General features: G+C 72.0%; 19 protein-coding genes and 1 pseudogene. 1 reads left to right on the top strand and 19 read right to left on the bottom strand.

What is annotated here, in order from left to right:
* Window positions 1-138 precede the first annotated feature (138 nt).
* The 16 genes and pseudogenes from OG344_RS28675 to OG344_RS28750 form a co-directional block, all read right to left on the bottom strand.
* Window positions 139-1,458, bottom strand: a pseudogene (locus OG344_RS28675) (phenylalanine--tRNA ligase subunit beta); the annotation flags it as partial.
* Window positions 1,458-2,558 (bottom strand): phenylalanine--tRNA ligase subunit alpha, encoded by a 1,101-nt coding sequence (gene pheS / locus OG344_RS28680; protein WP_327046356.1) that lies wholly within the window; start codon window positions 2,556-2,558, stop codon window positions 1,458-1,460. The gene pheS and the pseudogene OG344_RS28675, both read right to left, overlap by 1 nt.
* Window positions 2,559-2,666: 108 nt before the next feature.
* Complete coding sequence (locus tag OG344_RS28685) at window positions 2,667-3,761, bottom strand: ATP-binding protein (RefSeq protein WP_405085747.1); 1,095 nt, start codon at window positions 3,759-3,761, stop codon at window positions 2,667-2,669.
* 96 nt (window positions 3,762-3,857) lie between these two features.
* Window positions 3,858-4,691: a TrmH family RNA methyltransferase gene (locus OG344_RS28690; protein ID WP_405085748.1), complete on the bottom strand. Its 834-nt coding sequence runs from the start codon at window positions 4,689-4,691 to the stop codon at window positions 3,858-3,860.
* Between the two features lie 68 nt (window positions 4,692-4,759).
* Window positions 4,760-5,140, bottom strand: coding sequence for a 50S ribosomal protein L20 (gene rplT, locus OG344_RS28695; protein WP_117408920.1), 381 nt, complete (start codon window positions 5,138-5,140; stop codon window positions 4,760-4,762).
* 25 nt (window positions 5,141-5,165) lie between these two features.
* A complete protein-coding gene (gene rpmI, locus OG344_RS28700) occupies window positions 5,166-5,360 on the bottom strand; it encodes a 50S ribosomal protein L35 (RefSeq protein WP_150938654.1) in 195 nt (64 codons plus the stop codon).
* A 144-nt stretch (window positions 5,361-5,504) separates the two neighbouring features.
* Entirely contained in the window at window positions 5,505-6,128 is a 624-nt protein-coding gene (gene infC / locus OG344_RS28705) for a translation initiation factor IF-3 (RefSeq protein WP_405089189.1), read from the bottom strand.
* A gap of 262 nt (window positions 6,129-6,390) precedes the next feature.
* Window positions 6,391-7,230, bottom strand: coding sequence for a shikimate dehydrogenase (locus OG344_RS28710; protein ID WP_405085749.1), 840 nt, complete (start codon window positions 7,228-7,230; stop codon window positions 6,391-6,393).
* Entirely contained in the window at window positions 7,227-8,381 is a 1,155-nt protein-coding gene (mltG, locus tag OG344_RS28715; RefSeq protein WP_405085750.1) for an endolytic transglycosylase MltG, read from the bottom strand. The genes OG344_RS28710 and mltG (OG344_RS28715) overlap by 4 nt, the downstream gene beginning before the upstream one ends.
* A 167-nt stretch (window positions 8,382-8,548) precedes the next feature.
* Window positions 8,549-9,583, bottom strand: a complete 1,035-nt coding sequence (gene mltG, locus OG344_RS28720; RefSeq protein ID WP_405085751.1) for an endolytic transglycosylase MltG — start codon at window positions 9,581-9,583, stop codon at window positions 8,549-8,551.
* A complete protein-coding gene (gene ruvX, locus OG344_RS28725; protein WP_405085752.1) occupies window positions 9,580-10,083 on the bottom strand; it encodes a Holliday junction resolvase RuvX in 504 nt (167 codons plus the stop codon). The genes mltG (OG344_RS28720) and ruvX overlap by 4 nt, the downstream gene beginning before the upstream one ends.
* A 7-nt stretch (window positions 10,084-10,090) precedes the next feature.
* Entirely contained in the window at window positions 10,091-12,763 is a 2,673-nt protein-coding gene (gene alaS, locus OG344_RS28730; RefSeq protein ID WP_405089190.1) for an alanine--tRNA ligase, read from the bottom strand.
* A 1-nt stretch (window position 12,764) separates the two neighbouring features.
* Window positions 12,765-13,034 carry a hypothetical protein gene (locus tag OG344_RS28735; RefSeq protein ID WP_405085753.1) on the bottom strand — a complete coding sequence of 90 codons (270 nt, stop codon included), beginning with the start codon at window positions 13,032-13,034 and terminating at the stop codon, window positions 12,765-12,767.
* A complete protein-coding gene (locus OG344_RS28740; RefSeq protein WP_405085754.1) occupies window positions 13,031-13,501 on the bottom strand; it encodes a DUF948 domain-containing protein in 471 nt (156 codons plus the stop codon). The genes OG344_RS28735 and OG344_RS28740 overlap by 4 nt, the downstream gene beginning before the upstream one ends.
* A 149-nt stretch (window positions 13,502-13,650) precedes the next feature.
* Window positions 13,651-14,994 (bottom strand): replication-associated recombination protein A, encoded by a 1,344-nt coding sequence (locus OG344_RS28745; protein ID WP_405085755.1) that lies wholly within the window; start codon window positions 14,992-14,994, stop codon window positions 13,651-13,653.
* Between the two features lie 16 nt (window positions 14,995-15,010).
* A complete protein-coding gene (locus OG344_RS28750) occupies window positions 15,011-15,490 on the bottom strand; it encodes a hypothetical protein (RefSeq protein WP_405085756.1) in 480 nt (159 codons plus the stop codon).
* A gap of 187 nt (window positions 15,491-15,677) precedes the next feature.
* On the opposite strand from OG344_RS28750, the gene OG344_RS28755 reads away from it, so the two are divergent.
* A complete protein-coding gene (locus OG344_RS28755; RefSeq protein ID WP_405085757.1) occupies window positions 15,678-16,586 on the top strand; it encodes a peptidylprolyl isomerase in 909 nt (302 codons plus the stop codon).
* Window positions 16,587-16,676: 90 nt separating this feature from the next.
* Here OG344_RS28755 and aspS read toward each other — a convergent pair whose 3' ends face one another.
* Genes aspS through OG344_RS28770 form a run of 3 tightly spaced genes read right to left on the bottom strand, consistent with a single transcriptional unit; the run spans window position 16,677 to window position 20,391 of the window.
* The gene (aspS, locus tag OG344_RS28760; RefSeq protein WP_405085758.1) at window positions 16,677-18,455 is read right to left on the bottom strand and encodes an aspartate--tRNA ligase; all 1,779 of its coding nucleotides are present in this window, start codon (window positions 18,453-18,455) and stop codon (window positions 16,677-16,679) included.
* Window positions 18,452-19,708, bottom strand: coding sequence for a histidine--tRNA ligase (hisS, locus tag OG344_RS28765; protein ID WP_405085759.1), 1,257 nt, complete (start codon window positions 19,706-19,708; stop codon window positions 18,452-18,454). Before hisS ends, aspS begins: the two co-directional genes overlap by 4 nt.
* Window positions 19,708-20,391 (bottom strand): MBL fold metallo-hydrolase, encoded by a 684-nt coding sequence (locus OG344_RS28770; RefSeq protein WP_327049400.1) that lies wholly within the window; start codon window positions 20,389-20,391, stop codon window positions 19,708-19,710. Before OG344_RS28770 ends, hisS begins: the two co-directional genes overlap by 1 nt.
* Between the last annotated feature and the right edge of the window lie 228 nt (window positions 20,392-20,619).

The following is a 20,619-nucleotide window of genomic DNA, read 5'->3' on the forward strand; positions in this document are numbered from 1 at the left end:
CTCGACGGTCAGCTTCCCGGCGAGGTCGCCCGAGGCGAGCACTCCGGTCGCGGCGACGCCCTGGCCGCCGCTCGGGCCACCGCTCGGGCCGCCGCTCGGGCCACCGCCCGGGCCGCCGATCTGGGGGGAGGCGGCGGCGCCCTCGGTCACCACGCAGCCGACCTGCTCCAGCCGGCGGATCACCGTCTCCCGCCCGTAGGTCACGCCCGCGACGCGGTCGGGATGGCCGGCCGGGATCGTGATCCGCACCGGGGCGACGTCCACCTGCGCGTGCGTCACGCCGGGGTCTGCGACGGCCCCGCCCAGCTCGGCGAGGAGCCGCACGGCGCGCCAGGACGCGGCCGGCGGCAGCTCCCGGTCGACGCCGCGCTCGAACCGCTTGGACGCCTCGCTCACCAGGTTGTGCCGCCGCGACTCCCGGGCGATGCCGGTGGCGGAGAAGTGGGCCGCCTCGATCACGATGTCGGTCGAGGTCCCGGAGATCTCCGTGTGCAGGCCGCCCATCGTGCCCGCCATCGAGATCGGGCCCGAGTCGTCGGTGATGAGGATGTCCTCCTCGTGGAGCGTCCGCACCACGTGGTCGAGCGTCTCCAGCGTCTCCCCCGGACGGGCCCGCCGTACGACGATCGGGCCGGACAGGCGCGACCGGTCGAAGGCGTGCAGGGGCTGGCCGAGCTCCAGCATCACGTAGTTGGTGACGTCGACGGCGAGCGAGACCGAGCGCATGCCGGCGCGGGCCAGCCGCACCCGCATCCACAGCGGCGACTCGGCGGCGGGGTCGAACCCGGTCACCGAGCGCAGCACGAACCGGTCGCAGGCGGTCGGGTCGCCGATCGACGCCGGCCAGGACTCGCCCCCGCCGTCCGGCGTCTCGATCGCGGCGGGGTCGCGGAACGGCACACCGAAGGCGGTCGCCGCCTCGCGGGCGACGCCCCGGATCGACAGGGCGTAGCCCCGGTCGGTCGCGACCTCCAGTTCGAGCACGTCGTCACGCAGGCCGAGCAGCTCGACGACGTCCGCGCCGATCGGGGTGTCCTGCGGCAGCAGCAGGATGCCCGGGGACGACTCGGCGACGCCGAGCTCGGCCTCCGAGCAGATCATGCCGTCCGACAGCCGCCCGTACGTCTTGCGGGACCCGATCTCGAAACCGCCGGGCAGCACCGCGCCGGGCAGCGCGACCGGGACCACCGCGCCCTCGGAGAAGTTCGTCGCGCCGCAGACGATCTCGCGCGGCGTGGCCTCGCCGACCTCGACCCGGCAGTGCCGGATGGGCTTCTTGAACCCGGTCAGCTCCTCGATCTCGAGGACCCGGCCGACCACGATGTTCTTGATCTCGTGGCCGTGCGAGTGGATGGCCTCAAGCTTGAGGCCGGCGGCGGTGAGCCTGTCGGCCACCTCCTGCGCGGTGACCGCGGGGAGATCGACGTACTCCCGCAGCCATGAAAGCGGGACCTTCATCAGACCTCCATCCCGAACGGCAGGGTGAACCGGATGTCGCCCTCGACCATGTCACGCATGTCCTCGGCGTTGTGGCGGAACATCAGCGTCCGCTCCACGCCCATGCCGAAGGCGAACCCGGAGTAGACGGCGGGGTCGGCGCCGCAGGCGATCAGCACGCGCGGGTTGACCATCCCGCAGCCGCCCCACTCGATCCAGCCCTCCGACTTGCAGGTGCGGCAGGGCGGGTTGCCGGGCACCGCGGAGGAGCCCCGGCAGACGAAGCAGCGCAGGTCGAGCTCGGCCGACGGCTCGGTGAACGGGAAGTAGTGCGGCCGGAAGCGGGTCGTGATGCCGGCCCCGAACATCACCTCGGCGAACCGGTCGAGCGTGCCCTTCAGATGGGCCATCGTCAGGCCCTTGTCGACCGCCAGGCCCTCGACCTGGTGGAAGACCGGAGTGTGCGTGGCGTCGAGCTCGTCGGTGCGGAAGGTCTTGCCCGGCGACACCACGTACACGGGCAGCGGGCGCGACAGCAGGGCCCTGATCTGCACCGGCGAGGTCTGGGTGCGCAGGACCTTCCCCGACTCGACGCTCTCCACGAAGAACGTGTCGTGGTCGGACCTCGCGGGGTGGTCGGGCGCGATGTTCAGCGCGTCGAAGTTGAACCACTCGCCTTCGAGTTCGGGCCCCTCGGCCACCTCGTAGCCCATCGCGACGAAGGCGTCGGCGATGCGCTCCTGCAGGGTGGTGAGCGGGTGGCGGGCGCCGCGCGGCGCGTGGTCCCACGGCAGCGTGACGTCGACGGTCTCCTCGATGAGGACCCGCGCGTCGCGCTCGGCCTCCAACTCGGCCTGACGGGCGGCCAGCGCCTCGCCGATCGCCTTGCGCGCGGCGCCGATCCGTTTGCCCGCCTCTACGCGGGCGGCGGGCGGGAGCGCGCCGATCTCACGGTTGGCCAGCGCGATCGGCGAGCGGTCGCCCGCGTGCGCCAGCCTGGCCTGCTTCAGGTCGTCGAGGTCGCGCGCCGCCGCTACGGCGGCGAGGGCGTCCGCCTGTGCCCGCGCGACCTCGTCGGCGTGCAGCGGCGTCACCTCGACCGGGTCATAGGTGTTCGACAAGAGAGAGCTCCGTATCCAGGGGCCTGCGAGCGCCCTGCGCTCAGCGGCAACGAGTCTAGTCCGATCAGCCCACCGGGCCGTCCTCCGCGCGAGGGCCTGTGGAAAAGCTCAGGCGAAGTCGGGGGTGCCGGTGGGCAAGGTAAATCGGAACTCGGCGCCGCCGCCGGGCGCGCGCTGCACGCTGATCGTGCCGCCGTGGGCCTCGACGAGACCCTTGACGATGAACAGGCCGAGGCCGGTGCCGCCGCGGCGGCGGCCGTTGCCCCGCCAGAACTGGCGGAAGACGCGGCCGACCAGCTCGGGCGCCACGCCCTCGCCCTGGTCCCGCACCGACACCGCCACACCCCACTCGACCGGCTCCACCACTACGGTCACGGTACCGCGTCCGTGGCGCACCGCGTTCTCCACCAGGTTCCCGAGAACCTGGTCGATCTTGTCCTGGTCGAGCCACGTCTCGGGCAGTTCCCCGAGGACCTCCAGCCGGAAGCGGTCCTCCGGCTCCCCCGCGGCCGCCCGGCCGGCGATGATCCGGCGCGCCCGGGCCGGCACGTCCACGACCTGCCGGTGGATCTCCAACCGGCCCGACTCGATCCGCGAGACGTCGAGGAGCTCCGTGATCAGTCGCGTCACCCGGTCGGCGTCCGCGTTGACCGTCTCCAGCATGACGAGCCTCTGCGCGTCGGTCAGCCGCTCCCACTTCGCCAGCAGGGTCGCGGTGAACCCCTTGACGCTGGTCAGCGGAGAGCGCAGCTCGTGCGCGACCGTGGAGACCAGATCGGCGCGGCTGCGTTCGACCCGCGCCCGCGCCGACGCGTCGCGCAGCGTGATGACGACCCGCCGCACCTCGCCGCCGCGCTCCGGCTCCCGGACGAAGCGCGCGGCGACCAGCAGTTCCTGCCGTCCGGGCAGGTGCAGCGGCCGTTCGGGCTGGCGGCTGCGGGTGCACAGCCCGCCGTGCGGGTCGAGCCACTTCCACCAGTCGCGGCCGTCCTGGTCGCGCAGCGGCAGCACGTCGCCGATGACCCGGCCCACCGCCGCCCGCCGGGTCACCCCGGTCAGCCGCTCCGCCGCCCGGTTGACCATCAGGATCACCCCGTCGGGGTCGGTGGCGACGAGGCCGTCGGGAAGGTCGTCGACGTCGATGCGCGCCCGCCCTCCGGCGTCCCCTTCAGGGGTGCCGCCGGGGGTGTCGTCACCTCGCACGAGACCGCCTCCTGACGCTCCGGAACTGCGCGCGCCGCCCCTTCCCGCGCGGCTTCTTCGCCGACAATAGCGGGTTTCCGCGGCGCGGCAGCAGCCTCAGCCGCCGGGGGTGGTGGGATCTTCCACGGTTTGTAAGGTCTGCCGCTGAACACGCGCGGAAGAGTAGAGACACACCGCCGCGGCGGTGGCGAGATTGAGGCTCTCGGCCCGTCCGTAGATCGGGACGCGGACGACCTCGTCGGCCAGGGCGAGGAGCTCGGGCGGCAGCCCCCACGCCTCGTTGCCGAACAGCCAGGCGGTGGGCGCGTCCAGCGCGACCTCGTCGAGCGTCCGGGTGCCCGCTCCGTCCGCGGCCAGCACGCGCAGCCCGGCCTCCCGCACGTGCCGTACGGCGTCGGCAACGGAGGTGCCGGTCACCACGGGGAGGTGGAAGAGGCTCCCCGCGCTCGCCCGCACGCACTTGCCGTTGTACGGGTCGACCGAGGCGTCGGTGAAGACCACGGAGTCGGCGCCCGCGGCGTCGGCCGTACGCAGGACGGTGCCCGCGTTGCCGGGGTCGCGGACGTGGGCGAGGATCGCCACCAGCCGGGACGTGGGCGTGACCGCCTCCGCCAGCGGGACGTGCACGAACCGGCACACGGCCAGCAGCCCCTGCGGAGTGACGGTCTGGGTCAGCTCGGCCATGACCTCGCCGCTCGCCCGGTGCACGGGCACGCCGGCCGCGTGGGCGGCCGCCAGGATGTCGGCGTGCCGCGCCTCGGCCTCGACCGTCGCGAACAGCTCCGCCGTGACGTCCTTGACCGCGAGCGCCTCGCGGACCGCCTGCGGCCCCTCGGCGAGGAACGCCCTGTCCCGGTCGCGGAAGGCGCGTTTGGTCAGCCTGCGGGCCGCCTTGACCCGCGGCGACCTGATGTTGGTGAGCTCCGCCATCCCTGCTCATTCCCCCTTGACGTCGATGAGGGCCCACCGCAGGCGGCGGGCCCTCGTCGGAGCAGGTCTCAGGCGACCGGCGCGTTCACGTCGGACGGGAGCGCCTTCTTGGCGGACTCGACCAGCGTGGCGAAGGTCGGGGCGTCGTTGACCGCGAGGTCCGCGAGGATCTTGCGGTCCACCTCGATGCCCGCGAGGCGCAGGCCCTGGACGAACCGGTTGTAGGTCATGCCGTTGGCGCGGGCCGCCGCGTTGATCCGCTGGATCCACAGACGGCGGAACGTGCCCTTCTTGTCCTTGCGGTCCCGGTACGCATAGGTCATCGAGTGGAGCATCTGCTCCTTGGCCTTGCGGTAGAGGCGCGACCGCTGCCCCCGGTAACCGCTTGCCCGCTCGAGTACGACCCGGCGCTTCTTCTTGGCGTTGAGCGCCCGCTTCACGCGTGCCATGTTGTTCTATCTCCCCGGGTCGTTACTACTTTGCGAGCAGCTTCTTGATCTTCTTGGTGTCGGCGTCGGACATGACGACGGCACCCTCCAGACGGCGCGTACGGGTGGACGGCTTGTGCTCGAACAGGTGCTGCCGGTTGGCGCGGCGGCGGACAACCTTGCCGGTGCCGGTGAGCCGGAACCGCTTCTTCGCACCGCTGTGCGTCTTCATCTTCGGCATCTCAGCCGTCTCTCCCTCTTTGGTCCGTGCCGACGGCCCGGGCCGGTAACCCGAGCCCGGCGGCCTGCCTGGCTCCGCGAGACCGTCCCGGTCTCGGATTCCGCGTGTCGATACGTGCGCCCCGCCCGGTGGTTCAGGCGGGCGTCACTGCGCCGGGGCGGCCTGCTCCTGCTCCTGCTCCTGCGCGGATTCCTCCGCCGGGAGGTCCTCGTCCCGGTGCGCCTTGGCGGCGGCCTTCTCGGCCCTCGCCTCGGCCTTCTTCTTGTGCGGCCCGATCACCATGATCATGTTTCGGCCGTCCTGCTTCGGCTGCGACTCGACGAACCCCAGGTCGGTGACGTCTTCGGCGAGGCGCTGCAGGAGCCGGAAACCCAGCTCTGGCCGGGACTGCTCGCGGCCCCGGAACATGATCGTGACCTTGACCTTGTCGCCGGCCTTGAGGAAGCGCACGACGTGACCCTTCTTGGTCTCGTAGTCGTGCGGGTCGATCTTCGGCCGAAGCTTGATCTCTTTGATGATCGTGTGTGCCTGGTTGCGACGGGCCTCGCGCGCCTTCATGGCCGACTCGTACTTGAACTTGCCGTAGTCCATGAGCTTGCAGACGGGCGGGCGGGCCGTGGCCGCTACCTCCACCAGGTCGAGATCGCTCTCCTGCGCCAGCTTCAACGCGTCTCCGATGGAGACGATGCCGACCTGTTCGCCGTTCGGGCCGACGAGGCGGACCTCGGGCACACGAATACGGTCGTTGATGCGGGGCTCGGTGCTGATGGGACCTCCAAAGGACTTCCGCTTGTCTCGACCGTGCGGGGAAAAACGAAAACCCCGCACGTCACGCATGCGGGGCCACTGAGCTCTCCTGCCGAAAACTCCGGTGTGATCCTGAACCCGTCCGCCTTTCGGCGGAGCAGGTGGGAGGAGGACCTCCGCTTGCGCGTCCAGCTTATGCCGGACCGATCGAGTTCCTACCTTACCACAAACCCGGGCGGCCCCCGGCGTATTCCGGCCTGGGCCGCCCTGCCCCCGAAGGCGCTCAGGAGGCCGCGCGCCGGGCGACCTCGGCCTCGCCGGCCGCGCGCATCGCGGCGACCGGCACGTCCGTCCGGCCCGTCATGAGTCCGACCTGCCGCGCCGCCTGGTGCAGCAGCATGGGGAGGCCGCCCACGACGGTGCGCCCCCGCGCCCGTACGGCCCGGGCCAGCGCCGTCGGCCAGGGCGCGTAGACGACGTCGAACACGGCCCCCTTGTCGGGCAGGCGGGCCGCGACCCGCTCGGCCAGCGCGTCGGCCGCGCCGGACGGCAGCGTGGAGACGACCAGGCCGGCCGCGGGGTCGAAGTCGTCGAAGGAGCGCACGGTCACCGCGACGCCGAGCCGCTCGGCGACGCGCAGGGTCTCCCCCGCGCGGGCCGGGTCGCGCACGACCAGGGTGGCCTCCGCGAGGCCCGTCTCCCGCAGGGCGGCGAGGGCCGAGGCCGCGGTGGCGCCGCCGCCGAGGACGACCGCCGAGGACGGCGCGGGCACGCCCGCCTCGGTCAGTGCCTCGACGATGCCGTACACGTCGGTGTTGTCCCCGTGCCGCCCGCCGTCGCGGAACACGACCGTGTTGGCGCCGCCGACCGCCAGGGCGAGATCCGAGACGGTGTCGAGCAGCGGGAGCACGGCGCGCTTGAGCGGCATCGTGAGCGACAGGCCCGCCCACTCCGGGCCCAGCCCCGCCATCAGGCCGGCGAGCCCGTCCTCGGCGCATTCGATCGCGTCGTAGCGCCAGCCGCCCAGACCCATCTCCGCGTACGCCGCCCGGTGCAGGACGGGGGAGAGCGAGTGGGCGACGGGCGAGCCCAGGACGGCGGCCCGGCGGATGGTCTCGCTCACTGGTAGTTCCTGTTGAACTCGTCGCGCAGCTTCCAGAACTCCGACTCCTTGTCGGTGAACTTGGTGATGCCCCGCTTCGGGTCGACCGTCACGAAGTAGAGCCAGTTGCCGTCCGCCGGATGCAGCGCGGCCTCGATCGCGTGGTCGCCCGGGTTACTGATCGGGCCGGGCGGCAGGCCGGCGTACTTGTAGGTGTTGTAGCGCGAGGTGCTGGTCAGGTCCGCGTGCGAGGCGGCGATGCCGTACTTGTTCAGGCCGTACATGACCGTGCTGTCCATGCCCAGTTTCATGGGGGGGTTCGACAGCAGCCGGTTGTAGATGACGCGGGCCACCTTGGGCATGTCCTCGGCGCTGCCCGACTCGGCCTGGACGATGCTGGCGATGATCATGATCTGCCGGGGCGAGAAGCCGACCTGCCCGGCCTGGCCATCCAGGTCGATCTTGTCGGCGGTCTGGTTGAACCGGTCGACCATGCTGGTGAGGATCTGCTGCGGCGTGAGCTTGCTGTTGATCTCGTACGTCGCGGGGAACGCGTAGCCCTCCAGCCGGCCCTTGGCGTACGCGGGGAGGCCGATGTCGGCGCGGGCCGCCTTCTTGAAGTCCTCGACCGGCTTGCCCGAGGCGGTGGACAGCTCCTCGAAGATCTTGCTGAGCCGCAGCCCCTCACGGATGGTGAGCCGGTTGAGCACGCGGTTCTTCGGGTCGAGGAGGGTCAGCGCCGAGGCGGCGGACATGCCCTTGCGCATCGCGTACTGGCCCGGCTGGAGCGAGGAGCTCTTCCCGGCCGCGCCGATGGCGTTGACGAACGCCCGCGCGCTGGCCACGACGCCCTGCTCCTCCAGCATCTGGGCGACGTCGGTGGCGCTCTCGCCCTCCTGGATCTCGACCACGACCTCACCCGTCCCCTCGCCGGTGAAGTCATTGGGGATCACGACGCCGCGCGCCCAGGTGAAGCCCAGGTAGCCGAGACCCGCGAGGACCGCGACGATGATCACTAAGGCGAACAGCGTGGCGACCCTGCCCTTGCGCCGCTGCCGCTTGCGGCGCCGGCGGCTGCGTCGCTGCTGGGCCCGGCCGCCGGAGGGGCGACGCCGGGGAGAGCCGTCGTCGTCCTCGGCGCCGAGCAGGAAGTCCATGTCCAGATCGTTCATAGTGCGCTGGCCAATCTCTCGGTACGAGAGGCCTCCCGTCAAGCGAGTGTGCCAGACCGAGGGGGTCCGGTGGGGGTCCGGTACGGGTCCGGGTATGAGTCCGGACAAGGGGACGTTCGCCTACCGCGGGCCGTCCGGGCGGCGCCCTGGACGCGCCGGGGGCACCGCTAGTTCGTCCCGAGATACCTGTTCAGCTCCTCCCGATATTTCCTGAACTCCATCTCTTTGTCAGTGAATTTGGTGATTTTACGACGAGGATCGGTGGTCACGAACCAGTACCAGGCGCCGTCGGCGGGGTGGAGCGTCGCCAGCAGCGCGCTCTCCCCCGGGTTGCCGATGGGTCCGGGCGGCAGCCCGGGGCGCGCGTAGGTGTTGTACGCGGAGCCGTTGCGCGTGTCCTCGGCGGTGACCTTCAGGGTGTGCCGGTTCAACGCGTAGTTGACCGTGCTGTCCATCTCCAGCTTCGCGCCCCGCGCCAAGCGGTTGTACACCACTCTGGCGATCTTGGGGTAATCGGCCGGGACGCCGCCCTCGGCCTGCACGATGCTCGCGACAGTCACCGCCTGCCGGGGCGTGAGGTGCAGGCGCGGCGCCAGCTCCTCCAGGCCCACCTTCTTCGCGGCGAGGCGGAACCGCGCCACCATCTTCCTGAGCATGTCGCCGGCGGTCGCCCCCGGCTCTATCTCGTACGTGGCCGGGAACAGGAACCCCTCGGCCTCGCCCTCGGCGTACGCGGGCAGGCGCAGGCGCCGCGGCTCTCCGGCGGCCTCGGTGAAGTCCTTCAGCGGGATGCCCGTCCCCTCCGCGAGGACGCGCAGCACCTCGCCCATGCGCAGCCCCTCAGGCACGGTGACCCTGCGCACCACCCGGCTCGCCGGCGCCAGGAGCAGGTCGAGGGCGGCGGAGGCCGACATGCGCTGCCGCAGGACGTAGCGGCCCGGGTGCAGGCCGCTCTCCTTGGATCGGGCGATCACCTGCTCCACGAACGACTGGGCGCTGGCGACCACGCCGGCCTTCGCCAGCGTCCGGCCGACCTCGCCGGCGCTCGTCCCCGGTGTGATCTCGATCGTCACCGTCCCCGAACCGCCGCCGGAGTAGTCGGGCGGGCTGCCGGGCTGGCCGACGACCGCGTGCACGCCGTACGCCACCGCCGCGGCGACCAGGGCGAACCCTCCGCCGGCGACGAGCGCCGCGCGCCTCACCGGGCGGTCCCGCCGCTCGCTTCCTCACCCGGCCCCGCGGAGGGGCCCGGTGGTCCGAGAGGCCTGCCGGGGGGACTGCCGGTGGCCCGCTCACCGTCGAGCGCGGCCTGCAGCAGCAGGACGGCCGCCGCCTGATCGATCACGTCACGCTGGTCGCGGGCCTTCACGCCGCTGGAGCGCAGCCGCTGCTGGGCGCCCACGGTCGTGAGCCGCTCGTCCACGAGCCGGATCGGGACCGGCGCGACCGTGCGGGCCAGTCGCGCGGCGAACGCCCGCGCGGCCTCCGCGGCGTGGCTCTCGCGGCCCGACAGCGAGGTGGGCAGGCCGACGACGATCTCGATCGCCTCGTGCTCGGCCGCGATCTCGGCGATCCTCGCGAGGTCGCCCCGGCCGCGCCGTACGGTCTCCACCGGCGTGGCCAGCAGTCCCGAGGGGTCGCTGCGGGCCACGCCGACGCGGACGGAGCCGACGTCGACCCCGATCCTGACGCCATGTCTCATCGGCGGATCAGGCCACCGCTGAGGAGATGGCCTCCTCGACCGCGCGAAGCGCGTCACCGATCGCCTCGGGCCGCGTGCCACCGCCCTGCGCCACGTCGTCCTTGCCGCCACCGCCACCCCCGAGAGCCTTGGCGGCGACACCGACGAGACGGCCCGCCTTCAGGCCACGCCCGCGTCCCGCCTCGCTGACCGCGGCGACGACGACCGGCCGGTCGGAGGGGACGCCGGAGACGACGACGACCGCGGCGCGGTCGCCAGGGAACCTGCCGCGCACATCGAGGGCGAGTTTACGCAGGTCGTCGGCGGAGGTGCCATCAGGCGCGCGGTGCGTGACCACCGAGACGCCCCCGACGTCGCGGGCCTGCGCCGCCAGCTCTCCGGCCACCGCGAGCACCTGGGCCGAGCGCAGCCTCTCCAGCTCCTTCTCGGCCGTGCGGAGCCGGGTCACAATGCCCTCGATCCGCTCGGGCAGCTCCTCGCGGCGGGTCTTGAGCTGCTCGCTCAGCTGCGCGACCAGCACGCTCTCCCGGGCGAGGAACCGGAACGCGTCGAGGCCGACGAGCGCCTCGACCCGGCGCACGCCCGCGCCGATGGACGACTCGCCCAGCACCTTCACCAGGCCGAGCTGGCCGGAGCTGGCCACGTGGGTGCCGCCGCACAGCTCGCGGGAGTAGTCGCCGACCTCGACGACCCGGACCTCGTCGCCGTACTTCTCGCCGAACAGGGCGAGCGCGCCCATCGCGCGGGCCTGGGCCTGGCTGGTGTAGAACGCGTTGACCTTGAGGTCGCCGATCAGGACGGCGTTGACCTCGTCCTCGACGTCGCGCAGCATCGACGCCGGCACCGCGCCCGCCGCGGTGAAGTCGAAGCGGAAGCGTCCCGGGGAGTTCTCCGAGCCCGCCTGGGCCGCCGACTCGCCGAGGGCGTTGCGGAACCCGCGGTGGACCAGGTGGGTCGCAGTGTGGCTGCGGGAGATCGCCCGGCGCCGCTCCAGGTCGATGTCCGCCTGCGCCTGGTCGCCGACCCGCACCTCGCCCGTGCGCACCTTGCCGCGGTGCACGACCAGGCCCGGCACCGGCGACTGGACGTCCACGATCTCGATCTCGGCGCCGCCGGTGCGGATCAGTCCGTGGTCGGCGAGCTGGCCACCGCCCTCCGCGTAGAACGGGGTGCGGTCGAGCACGACCTCCAGGGTGGTGCCCGCACCGGCCGCCGGGACCGACGCGCCGTCGACAAGCAGGCCGATCACGCCGGCCTCGGAGGTGGTGTGGTCGTAACCGAGGAAGTCGACCTTCCCGGCCTTCTCCAGGATGGTCGTGAAGACGGAGATGTCGGCGTTGCCGGTCTTCTTCGCCGCGGCGTCGGCCTTGGCGCGGTCCCGCTGCTCCTTCATGAGCCGGCGGAAGCCCTCCTCGTCCACCTGGAGGCCCTGCTCCGCCGCCATCTCCAGGGTGAGGTCGATCGGGAAGCCGTAGGTGTCGTGGAGCTGGAACGCCTGCTCGCCGCCGAGCGTGCCGCCGCCCTTGCGCCTGGTCTCCTCCACCGCGACGTCGAAGATCGCCGTACCGGTGCGGAGCGTGCCGATGAACGACGCCTCCTCGGCGTCGATCACGGTGTGGATGTTGGCGGCGTCCGCCTTGAGCTCGGGGTACTGCTGACCCATGGCCTCGACGGTGACGGCGGTGAGCGCGTGCATGTGCCGCTCCTCACCCGCGCCGAGCAGGCGGAGGTTGCGGATCGCGCGGCGCAGCATGCGGCGCAGCACGTAGCCGCGGCCCTCGTTGGACGGCAGCACGCCGTCGCCGACGAGCATGACGCCCGCCCGCATGTGGTCGGCGATCACCCGCAGCGAGACGTCCGCCCGCTTGTCGCGCCCGTAGCGCGACCGGGTGAGCTCGGCCGCCGTGTCGAGGATCTTGTACGTGGTGTCGATCTCGTAGATGTTGTCGACGCCCTGCAGGATCGCGGCCATACGCTCCAGGCCCATGCCGGTGTCGATGTTCTTGGCCGGCAGCTCGCCCGCCACGTCGAAGTCGACCTTGTTGCGGACCTTGCTGAGCTGGAACTGCATGAAGACGAGGTTCCAGACCTCGAGGAAGCGGTTCTCGTCGGCGATCGGCCCGCCCTCGCGGCCGTACTCGGGGCCGCGGTCGTAGTAGATCTCCGAGCACGGCCCGCCGGGGCCGGGCACGCCCATGTGCCAGTAGTTGTCGGCGAGGTCGCGGCGCTGGATGCGGTCGAGCGGCAGCCCCACCTTGCGGTGCCAGATGTCCTGGGCCTCGTCGTCGTCCAGGTAGACGGTCGCCCACAGGCGGTCCTCGGGGAAGCCGAAGCCGCCCTCGGACTCGGGCCGGGTCAGCAGCTCCCAGGCGAACGGGATCGCCTGCTCCTTGAAGTAGTCGCCGAAGGAGAAGTTGCCGAGCATCTGGAAGAAGCTGGCGTGGCGGGTGGTCTTGCCGACCTCGTCGATGTCGAGGGTGCGCATGACCTTCTGGGCGCTGGTCGCCCGCCGGAACGGCGGCGTCTGCTGCGCCAGGAAGTAGGGCTTGAACGGGACCATCCCCGCGTTCACCAGAAGCAGCGTCGGGTCCTCGGCGACCAGGCTGGCCGAGGGCACGACTGTGTGCCCGCGCTCCTCGAAGAAGCGCAGGAAGCGGCGCGCGATCTCTGCCGACTCCATCTCAGCGGCCATCCTTTACGTCGTAGATTCTGTTGTTGCCGGTAGTGGTGTCATCAACGGTGTCCAGCCCGAGCTCGGCGCGCAACTGGGTTTCCCTGCTCGCCGACAGGTGGCGCACCTCGCCGGTGAAGTCCCTGAGCTGGTCCGCAAGGGCCGCCGCGCGGCCGACGGTGCGCCTGGCCACGTGGTCGGGCCGCAATGACTGAAGCTTACGCATGGCCCAGACCGCGAGGTACGCGCCGAGGGACATGTAGAGGAGACGGCGGATCATCCGCGCCCCCTTCCGACGGCACGCGGCTCGGCCACGCGCTCGGCGGCGTGCCGCTCCCTGATCCTGCCACCGGTGCGGGGACCGCCGCGGGCCACCCTCCGGGCCGGGGCCCTGCGGGCCGCGCGGCGGGCCAGCGCGAGGCGGAAGCCGTCGCGGAAGGCGGCGATCCTGAGCACCGGGCCGGCGAACAGAGTGGACGCCACCCCGGTGATCTTCACCATGTTGCCGCTGACGTCGCGCATGTTGTCCGAGATCGTCTCGGCCGCGACCAGCCGCCGGTTCGCCTCGGTGACGGTCTGGCTCATGTCGTCGAGGAGCGGCCCGAGGCGGTCGCTCAGCTCGGCCACCGACCTGCGGGTCTCGGTCAGCAGCCTGGCCAGCCTGACCAGCACGACGACCATGAAGCAGACCAGGATCACCCAGAAAATGGCGACCACGAGGCCCGCCAGCTCTCCCGCGGTAAGCATGTGCCGATCTCCCTGGATCACCGGAGCTGGAATGGCAAGACCCTATCGCGAACGCCCTGCCCGCCGTTCCGCGGCGCACACGCGGCACGCGCGCCGCACCCGCCAGGTCACACCCGCGGCACACATCGTGGGGCTGCGCCCGGTGGCGCTCAGTCTCCGCGCAGGAAGGCCCTGATCTTCGCCCAGCGCTCGGCGAACCGCGCCTCCGCGCCGTGGGAGGTCGGTTCGTAGTAGCGGCGCTCGCGCAGTTCCTCCGGCGCGTAGTCCTGGCGGACGAGGCCGTGCTCGAAGTCGTGCGGATACTGGTAGCCCTTGCCGTGGCCGAGCGTCCGCGCGCCGGGGTAGTGGGCGTCGCGCAGGTGGCCGGGGACCCGGCCGACGAGGCCGCGCCGCACGTCGTCGGAGGCGGCGCCGATGGCCTTGACGACCGCGTTGGACTTGGGCGCCAGCGCGCAGTGGATGACGGCCTGCGCGAGGTTGATCCTGCCCTCGGGCAGGCCGATGAAGTCCACCGCCTGGGCGGCGGCCACCGCGACCTGCAGGCACGTGGGGTCGGCCATCCCCACGTCCTCGCTCGCGAAGATCACGATCCGGCGGGCGATGAACCGCGGGTCCTCCCCCGCCTCGACCATCCGGGCGAGGTAGTGCAGGGCCGCGTCGGCGTCCGAGCCGCGCATGCTCTTGATGAACGCGCTGGTCACGTCGTAGTGCTGGTCGCCCTGCCGGTCGTAGCGCACGGCGGCCCTGTCCACGGCCCGCTCGACGACCTCGACCGTGACCGCGGGCGTGGCGTCCGGCGCGGCGTCCGGTGGGGCGTCGCCGACCAGCATCGCCGCCGCCTCCAGGTAGGTCAGCGAGCGCCGCGCGTCGCCGCCGGCCAGCCGTACGAGCTGGTCGAGGGCGCCGGGCCGCACCGCGACCCGCCCGCCGAGGCCGCGCGGGTCGGTCACCGCGCGCTCCAGCACGGCGCGCACGTCGTCGTCGGCCAGCGGTTCGAGGGTGAGCAGCAGCGAGCGGGACAGCAGCGGCGAGATGACCGAGAAGAAGGGGTTCTCGGTGGTCGCGCCGATGAACGTCACCCAGCGGTTCTCCACCGCCGGCAGCAGCGCGTCCTGCTGCGCCTTGTTGAAGCGGTGGACCTCGTCGACGAACAGCACGGTCTGCCTGCCCGTCATGCCGAGGTCGCGGCGGGCCTGGTCGATGGCGGCGCGCACGTCCTTGACCCCGGCCGAGACGGCCGAGACCTCGACGAACCTCCGCTTGGTGGCGCCCGCGACGACGTAGGCCAGCGTGGTCTTGCCGGTGCCGGGCGGCCCCCACAGGAAGAGCGACATCGGGGCGTCGCTCTCCACCAGGCGGCGCAGCGGGGTGCCGGGGCCGAGCAGGTGCCGCTGGCCGATCACCTCCTCCAGCGAGCGCGGCCGCATCCGCACGGCGAGCGGCTCCTGGCCGCGGTGCGCCTCCTCGGCCGCCGAATCGAACAGGCTCTCCACGCCGCCGACACTACCGTCAGGCGCCCCACACGGCCGTCGCGCCGGTGTGCCCGGTGCGTACGGCGTAGTAGCCGACGGCCACGGCGAGGATGACGACGACGGCCGACGCGACCAGGACGGCCGCGCGCGGGCCCGTCCCCCCCGGGGCCCGGCGCGCCCGGGTGAGCCACACCAGCGCCAGGGCGACGACGGTCAGCAGCGCGGTCACCGGCAGGAGGATCTCGGCGAGCCCCGAGTGGACCTCGATCGCCTCGGGGGCCCCGCCCTGGAACATCCGGTGCTCCAGCCGCTCGCCGCTCTCCTTGGCCGCGAACACCGAGACCAGCGCCGCCAGCGCCGTCGCGACCAGCGCCCAGTCGAGCCGATGCCGCACGCGGGGCAGGACGGCGTACGCGATCGCCAGCGCCGCGAGCAGCGGCGCGAAGATCACCGCGGCGTGGACGACGAGGGCGTGGACGGGAAGTCCGAAGATCTGGTCGAACATCGTGGTCGTCACTCCTGAGACGAGGGGGCCGGGCGCGTGGTCCGGGTTTGGTTCGTCAGGAGGTTCTCAGGCGGTTCTGAGAGCTAGATGAGCGCAAACACCGGTGATACCCATGCGACGACTGTTTTACACGAACCCGACGGGATCGCGGATAGAGTGACCCAGCGTAATAACAAAAGGGGAAATGGAAGGCATAGCGGTGACCGACACTGATCGGCAGAAGCAGCCGGCTTCGCGCGTGAGCACGACCGGGCGCACCACCACCCCCCGCCGTCGCCTGGGGAGCACCCTCGGCGCCGGACTGGGGGTTCTCGCGCTCGTGGGCGGCCTGGCAGCCTGCAGTGACGGCTCGGCCAAGGAAGCGGCCGGGGCGACCCCCTCGGCCTCCGCCTCGGCGGGCCCCTCGACGGGCCCCTCCGCGGTCCCGTCCGAGTTGCCGGCGGCGACGCCGTCCGCCAAGCCCACCGACCTGCGTCAGGTCAGCTGTGAGTATCGCAAGGACGACACGGGCAGCCCGGCGAAGTTCGTGGGCTTCCCGCCCAAGAAGCTGAACAGGGCGGTCATCAAGGCGTCCAAGATGACGATCAGGACCAACCTGGGGAACATCGTCATCGACCTCGCCACCGGCGACGCGCCGTGCACGGTGAACTCGTTCGCCTTCCTGGCGAAGAAGAACTTCTTCGACAACACCGTCTGCCACCGGCTCACGACGGTCGAGACGAACGGCCTCGGCCTCCTGCAGTGCGGGGACCCGCAGGCCAAGGGGGACGGCGAGAACCCGACCGACGGCACCGGCGGGCCGGGCTACCTGTTCGACGACGAGAACATCGGGCCGCAGTACAGCCGGGGCGTCGTCTTCATGGCCCAGCCAGGTGACGCGTCGAACTCCAACGGCAGCCAGTTCGTCATCTCCTACACGGACGAGAACGCGCAGCTGCCCCAGGCGTACACGCCGTTCGGCATCGTCAGCAAGGGCCTGGAGATCGTCGACAAGATCGCCAAGGGTGGGGTCAACACGGCCAAGGACGGCGTCGACATCACCAGTGACGACGGCGGCTCCAACGCCCCCAAGATCAAGGTCCGGATCAGGGACGTCGTCGTGTCCTGATCCGCCCGGATCGGAAACGGCCCGCGATCTCATGATCGCGGGCCGTTCCCGTGCCGGCGGGGCGGAGCCGCCCGGCTCGGTGCTACCCGTTCACGAGCGGGAAGCCGCGCCGGCGCCGGGCCGGTCGCCCTTCGGCGCGGCGTCCACGCCGGCCTCCTTGCGCTGCTCCCCCGTGATCGGGGTGGGCGCGCCGGTCAGCGGGTCGTAGCCGGAGGCCGTCTTCGGGAAGGCGATCACGTCGCGGATCGACTCGCCGCCCGCCAGCAGCATGCAGACCCGGTCCCAGCCGTAGGCGATGCCGCCGTGCGGCGGCGGGCCGTACTTGAACGCCTCCAGCAGCCAGCCGAACTTGCTCTCGGCCTCCTCCTTGGAGATGCCGAGCACGTCGAAGACGCGCTGCTGCATCTCGGCCCGGTGGATACGGATCGAGCCGCCGCCGATCTCCATGCCGTTGCAGACCATGTCGTAGGCGTAGGCGAGCGCCTCCCCGGGATGGTCCTGGAAGTTCTCGGCCCACTCCGGCTTGGGCGCGGTGAACGGGTGGTGGACCGGGGTCCAGCCGCCCTCTCCGCCCTTCTCGTCGGACACCGGCTCGAACATCGGCGCGTCCACGATCCACAGGAACGACCACCGCGACTCGTCGATCAGGCCGCAGCGGCGGCCGATCTCCAGCCGGGCCGCGCCGAGCAGGTCGCGGGCGGCCGCGGGCGCGCCCGCGGCGAAGAAGATCGCGTCGCCCGGCCGGGCCCCGGTCCGCCCGGCGAGGCCGGCCAGCTCGGTCTCCGAGAGGTTCTTCGCCACCGGGCCGCCGAGGGTGCCGTCCTCCTGCACCAGCACGTACGCGAGGCCGCGCGCCCCGCGCGACTTGGCCCACTCCTGCCAGGCGTCCAGCTCCCGCCGGGTCTGCGAGGCGCCGCCGGGCATCACGACCGCCCCCACGTACGGCGCCTGGAAGACCCGGAACGTGGTGTCCGCGAAGTAGCCGGTGAGGTCGGTCAGCTCGACCCCGAAGCGCAGGTCGGGCTTGTCCGAGCCGTACCGCGCCATCGCCTCGGCGTACGTCATCCGCGGCAGCGGGAGGGGCAGCTCGTAGCCGAGCGTCTCCTTCCAGATGCGCCCGATCAGGGCCTCGCCCAGGGCGATCACGTCGTCCTGGTCGACGAACGACATCTCGATGTCGATCTGGGTGAACTCCGGCTGCCGGTCGGCCCGCAGGTCCTCGTCGCGGAAGCACCGGGCGAGCTGGTAGTAGCGCTCCAGGCCGGAGACCATGAGGAGCTGCTTGAACAGCTGCGGCGACTGCGGCAGGGCGTACCAGCTGCCCGGCTGGAGCCGTACGGGCACCAGGAAGTCGCGGGCGCCCTCGGGCGTGGAGCGGGTCAGGGCGGGCGTCTCGACGTAGACGAAGCCGTGCTCGCGCATGACCTCGTTGGCGAGGTAGGTCGCCTGCGACCGGACGCGCAGCGCGTGGGCGATCTGCTGGCGGCGGATGTCGAGGTAGCGGTACCTCAGCCGCGCCTCCTCCGACACCCCCGAGCCGCCCTCGATCGGGAACGGCAGCGGCGCGGACTCGCTCAGCACCTCCACCTCGGAGGCGACGACCTCGATCTCACCCGTGGGCAGATCGGGGTTCTCGTTGCCCTCCGGGCGCGTGCGGACCTCCCCCGTGACCTTGACGCAGTACTCCGCGCGCAGGTCGTGGGCGTGGTCCTCCTCGCGGAAGACCACCTGGGCGGAGCCGGAGGCGTCGCGCAGGTCGATGAACACCACGCCGCCGTGGTCGCGCCGGCGCGCCACCCAGCCGGCCAGCGTCACCGTGTGGCCCGCGTGCTCCCTGCGGAGCGTGCCTGCCTCATGGGTGCGGATCACGAGAGTTTCCCCTTCAAGAATTCGACGACCTCCGCGAGCGGGACCGCGGTCTGGTCGGCTGTGGTCAGGTCCTTCACCTGCGCGGTTCCCGCCTCGATGTCCCGGTCGCCGAGAATGAGCGCGTAGCGCGCGCCGCTGCGGTCGGCGGCCTTCATCGCGCCCTTCACGCCCCGGCCGCCGAAGGCCATGTCGGCCGCGAGACCGGCCCGGCGCAGCTCGCCGACCAGCGGGAAGACCCGCCGTCTCGCCTCCTCGCCGAGCGGGACGGCGAACACGCCGAGGGCGCGCGGCCGCTCGGTCAGCAGCCCCTCCGCCTCCATCGCGAGCACCGTGCGGTCGACCCCGAGGGCCCAGCCGACGCTGGGCAGCGCGGGACCGCCGATCTGCTCGCTCAGGCCGTCGTAACGCCCTCCCCCACCGACCGCCGACTGCGCGCCCAGCCCGTCGTGCAGGAACTCGAAGGTCGTACGGGTGTAGTAGTCGAGGCCGCGGACGAGCCGGGGGTCGTCCTCGTAGGCCACCCCGGCGGCCGTCAGCAGCCCCCTGACCTCCTCGTGGTAGGCCTTGCAGGCCCCGCACAGGTGGTCGGTGACCAGCGGCGCGCCCGTGAGCCGCGCCCGCACCTCCGGGCGCTTGTCGTCGAGCACGCGCAGCGGGTTGATCTCGATCCGGTCGCGGGTGGCCTCGTCGAGGTCGAGCCCGCGCAGGAAGTCCTGCAGCGCGGCGCGGTAGGCGGGGCGGCACTCCTTGCAGCCCAGCGAGTTGAGCAGCAGCCGGACCCGGCGCAGGCCGAGCGAGGCGTAGCCGTCCATCGCCAGGACGATCAGCTCGGCGTCGAGGGCCGGGTCCTCCGATCCCAGCGCCTCGGCTCCCACCTGGGAGAAGTGGCGGTAGCGGCCGGCCTGGGCCCGCTCGTAGCGGAAGTAGCTGCCGGAGTACCAGAGCTTGATCGGCAGCGGGCCGCCGTACAGGCCGTGTTCGAGCACGGCCCGCATCACGCTCGCCGTGCCCTCCGGGCGCAGCGTCAGCGACTGGCCGCCCCGGCTGGTGAACGTGTACATCTCCTTGGTGACGATGTCGGTCGACTCGCCGACGCCGCGGGAGAACAGCGCGGTGTCCTCGAAGGCCGGCGTCTCGATGTAGCCGTAGCCGGCGCGGCGGGCCGGCGCGGACAGCGCGTCCCGCACGGTGAGAGCCCACTCCGAGCGCGGGGGCATCCAGTCGAAGGTGCCCTTCGGCGCCTGAAACGTCATCACAATCCCCTGGTCGGGCCTGCGGGCGGCGCGACGTCCCCGAGGAAGGGGTTGGTCGCGCGCTCGCGGCCGATTGTCGTCTGAGGTCCGTGGCCGGGCAGGACCAAGGTCTCGTCCGGCAGCGTCAGCGTCCTGGAGAGGCTGCGCAGCATGGCGGCGTGGTCGCCGCCGGGCAGGTCCGTGCGGCCGATGGAGCCGGCGAAGAGCAGGTCGCCCGCGAACAGGACCTGGATGTCCTCGGCGGGCGCCCGGAACGTCACCGACCCCCTGGTATGGCCGGGCCGGTGCTCGACCGTCAGCTCCAGCCCCGCCAGGCTCAGCACGGCGCCGTCGGACAGCTCGCGCACGTCGTCGGGCTCGGAAAGTTTCAGGCCGCCGAACACCCCACCGGCCTGCGGCGGAAATCCCTTCGCCGGGTCCGACAGCAGGTCGCGGTCGTCCGGATGGATCCACGCGGGCACGTCGCGGGCGCCGCACACCGGGGCCACGGACCACACGTGGTCGATGTGGCCGTGGGTGAGCAGCACCGCGACCGGCTTCAGCCGGTGCTCGCCGAGCAGCGCGTCGAGGTCCCCGACAGCGTCCTGACCTGGGTCGATGACCACGCACTCCTCGCCTGCTGCGGGAGCGACGACGTAACAGTTGGTCTGGAACGACCCTGCGGGAAACCCGGCGACGAGCACGGAAGCGGCCTCTGCGTCTCTACGGATCAATCAAGGATTGCGCGAGCGAATGTAACCGAAGGGTACCGGTGCGGGTCGGCAGGCTGCGAACCGATACCTGTCAGCCGATACGATTCGCCCACCTCAATAGTCATTCTTGGAGCAGTCGAGCCGGATGCTATAGAACGGGCCACCGCTCCGGAGGACCCCTCCGGCGCGGGCGGCCAATCGGGCGCGACCGCGTCCGGG

The organism is Microbispora sp. NBC_01389 (assembly GCF_045040095.1).
In the GTDB taxonomy this organism is placed as follows: domain Bacteria; phylum Actinomycetota; class Actinomycetes; order Streptosporangiales; family Streptosporangiaceae; genus Microbispora.

Bases quoted from the DNA above. Each gene is read 5' to 3' on its own strand.
- OG344_RS28690 (WP_405085748.1), bottom strand. From the start codon at position 4,691: ATGGCGGAGCTCACCAACATCAGGTCGCCGCGGGTCAAGGCGGCCCGC.
- rpmI (WP_150938654.1), bottom strand. From the start codon at position 5,360: ATGCCGAAGATGAAGACGCACAGCGGTGCGAAGAAGCGGTTCCGGCTC.
- OG344_RS28735 (WP_405085753.1), bottom strand. From the start codon at position 13,034: ATGATCCGCCGTCTCCTCTACATGTCCCTCGGCGCGTACCTCGCGGTC.
- ruvX (WP_405085752.1), bottom strand. From the start codon at position 10,083: ATGAGACATGGCGTCAGGATCGGGGTCGACGTCGGCTCCGTCCGCGTC.
- mltG (WP_405085750.1), bottom strand. From the start codon at position 8,381: ATGAACGATCTGGACATGGACTTCCTGCTCGGCGCCGAGGACGACGAC.
- hisS (WP_405085759.1), bottom strand. From the start codon at position 19,708: ATGACGTTTCAGGCGCCGAAGGGCACCTTCGACTGGATGCCCCCGCGC.
- rplT (WP_117408920.1), bottom strand. From the start codon at position 5,140: ATGGCACGCGTGAAGCGGGCGCTCAACGCCAAGAAGAAGCGCCGGGTC.
- alaS (WP_405089190.1), bottom strand. From the start codon at position 12,763: ATGGAGTCGGCAGAGATCGCGCGCCGCTTCCTGCGCTTCTTCGAGGAG.
- OG344_RS28740 (WP_405085754.1), bottom strand. From the start codon at position 13,501: ATGCTTACCGCGGGAGAGCTGGCGGGCCTCGTGGTCGCCATTTTCTGG.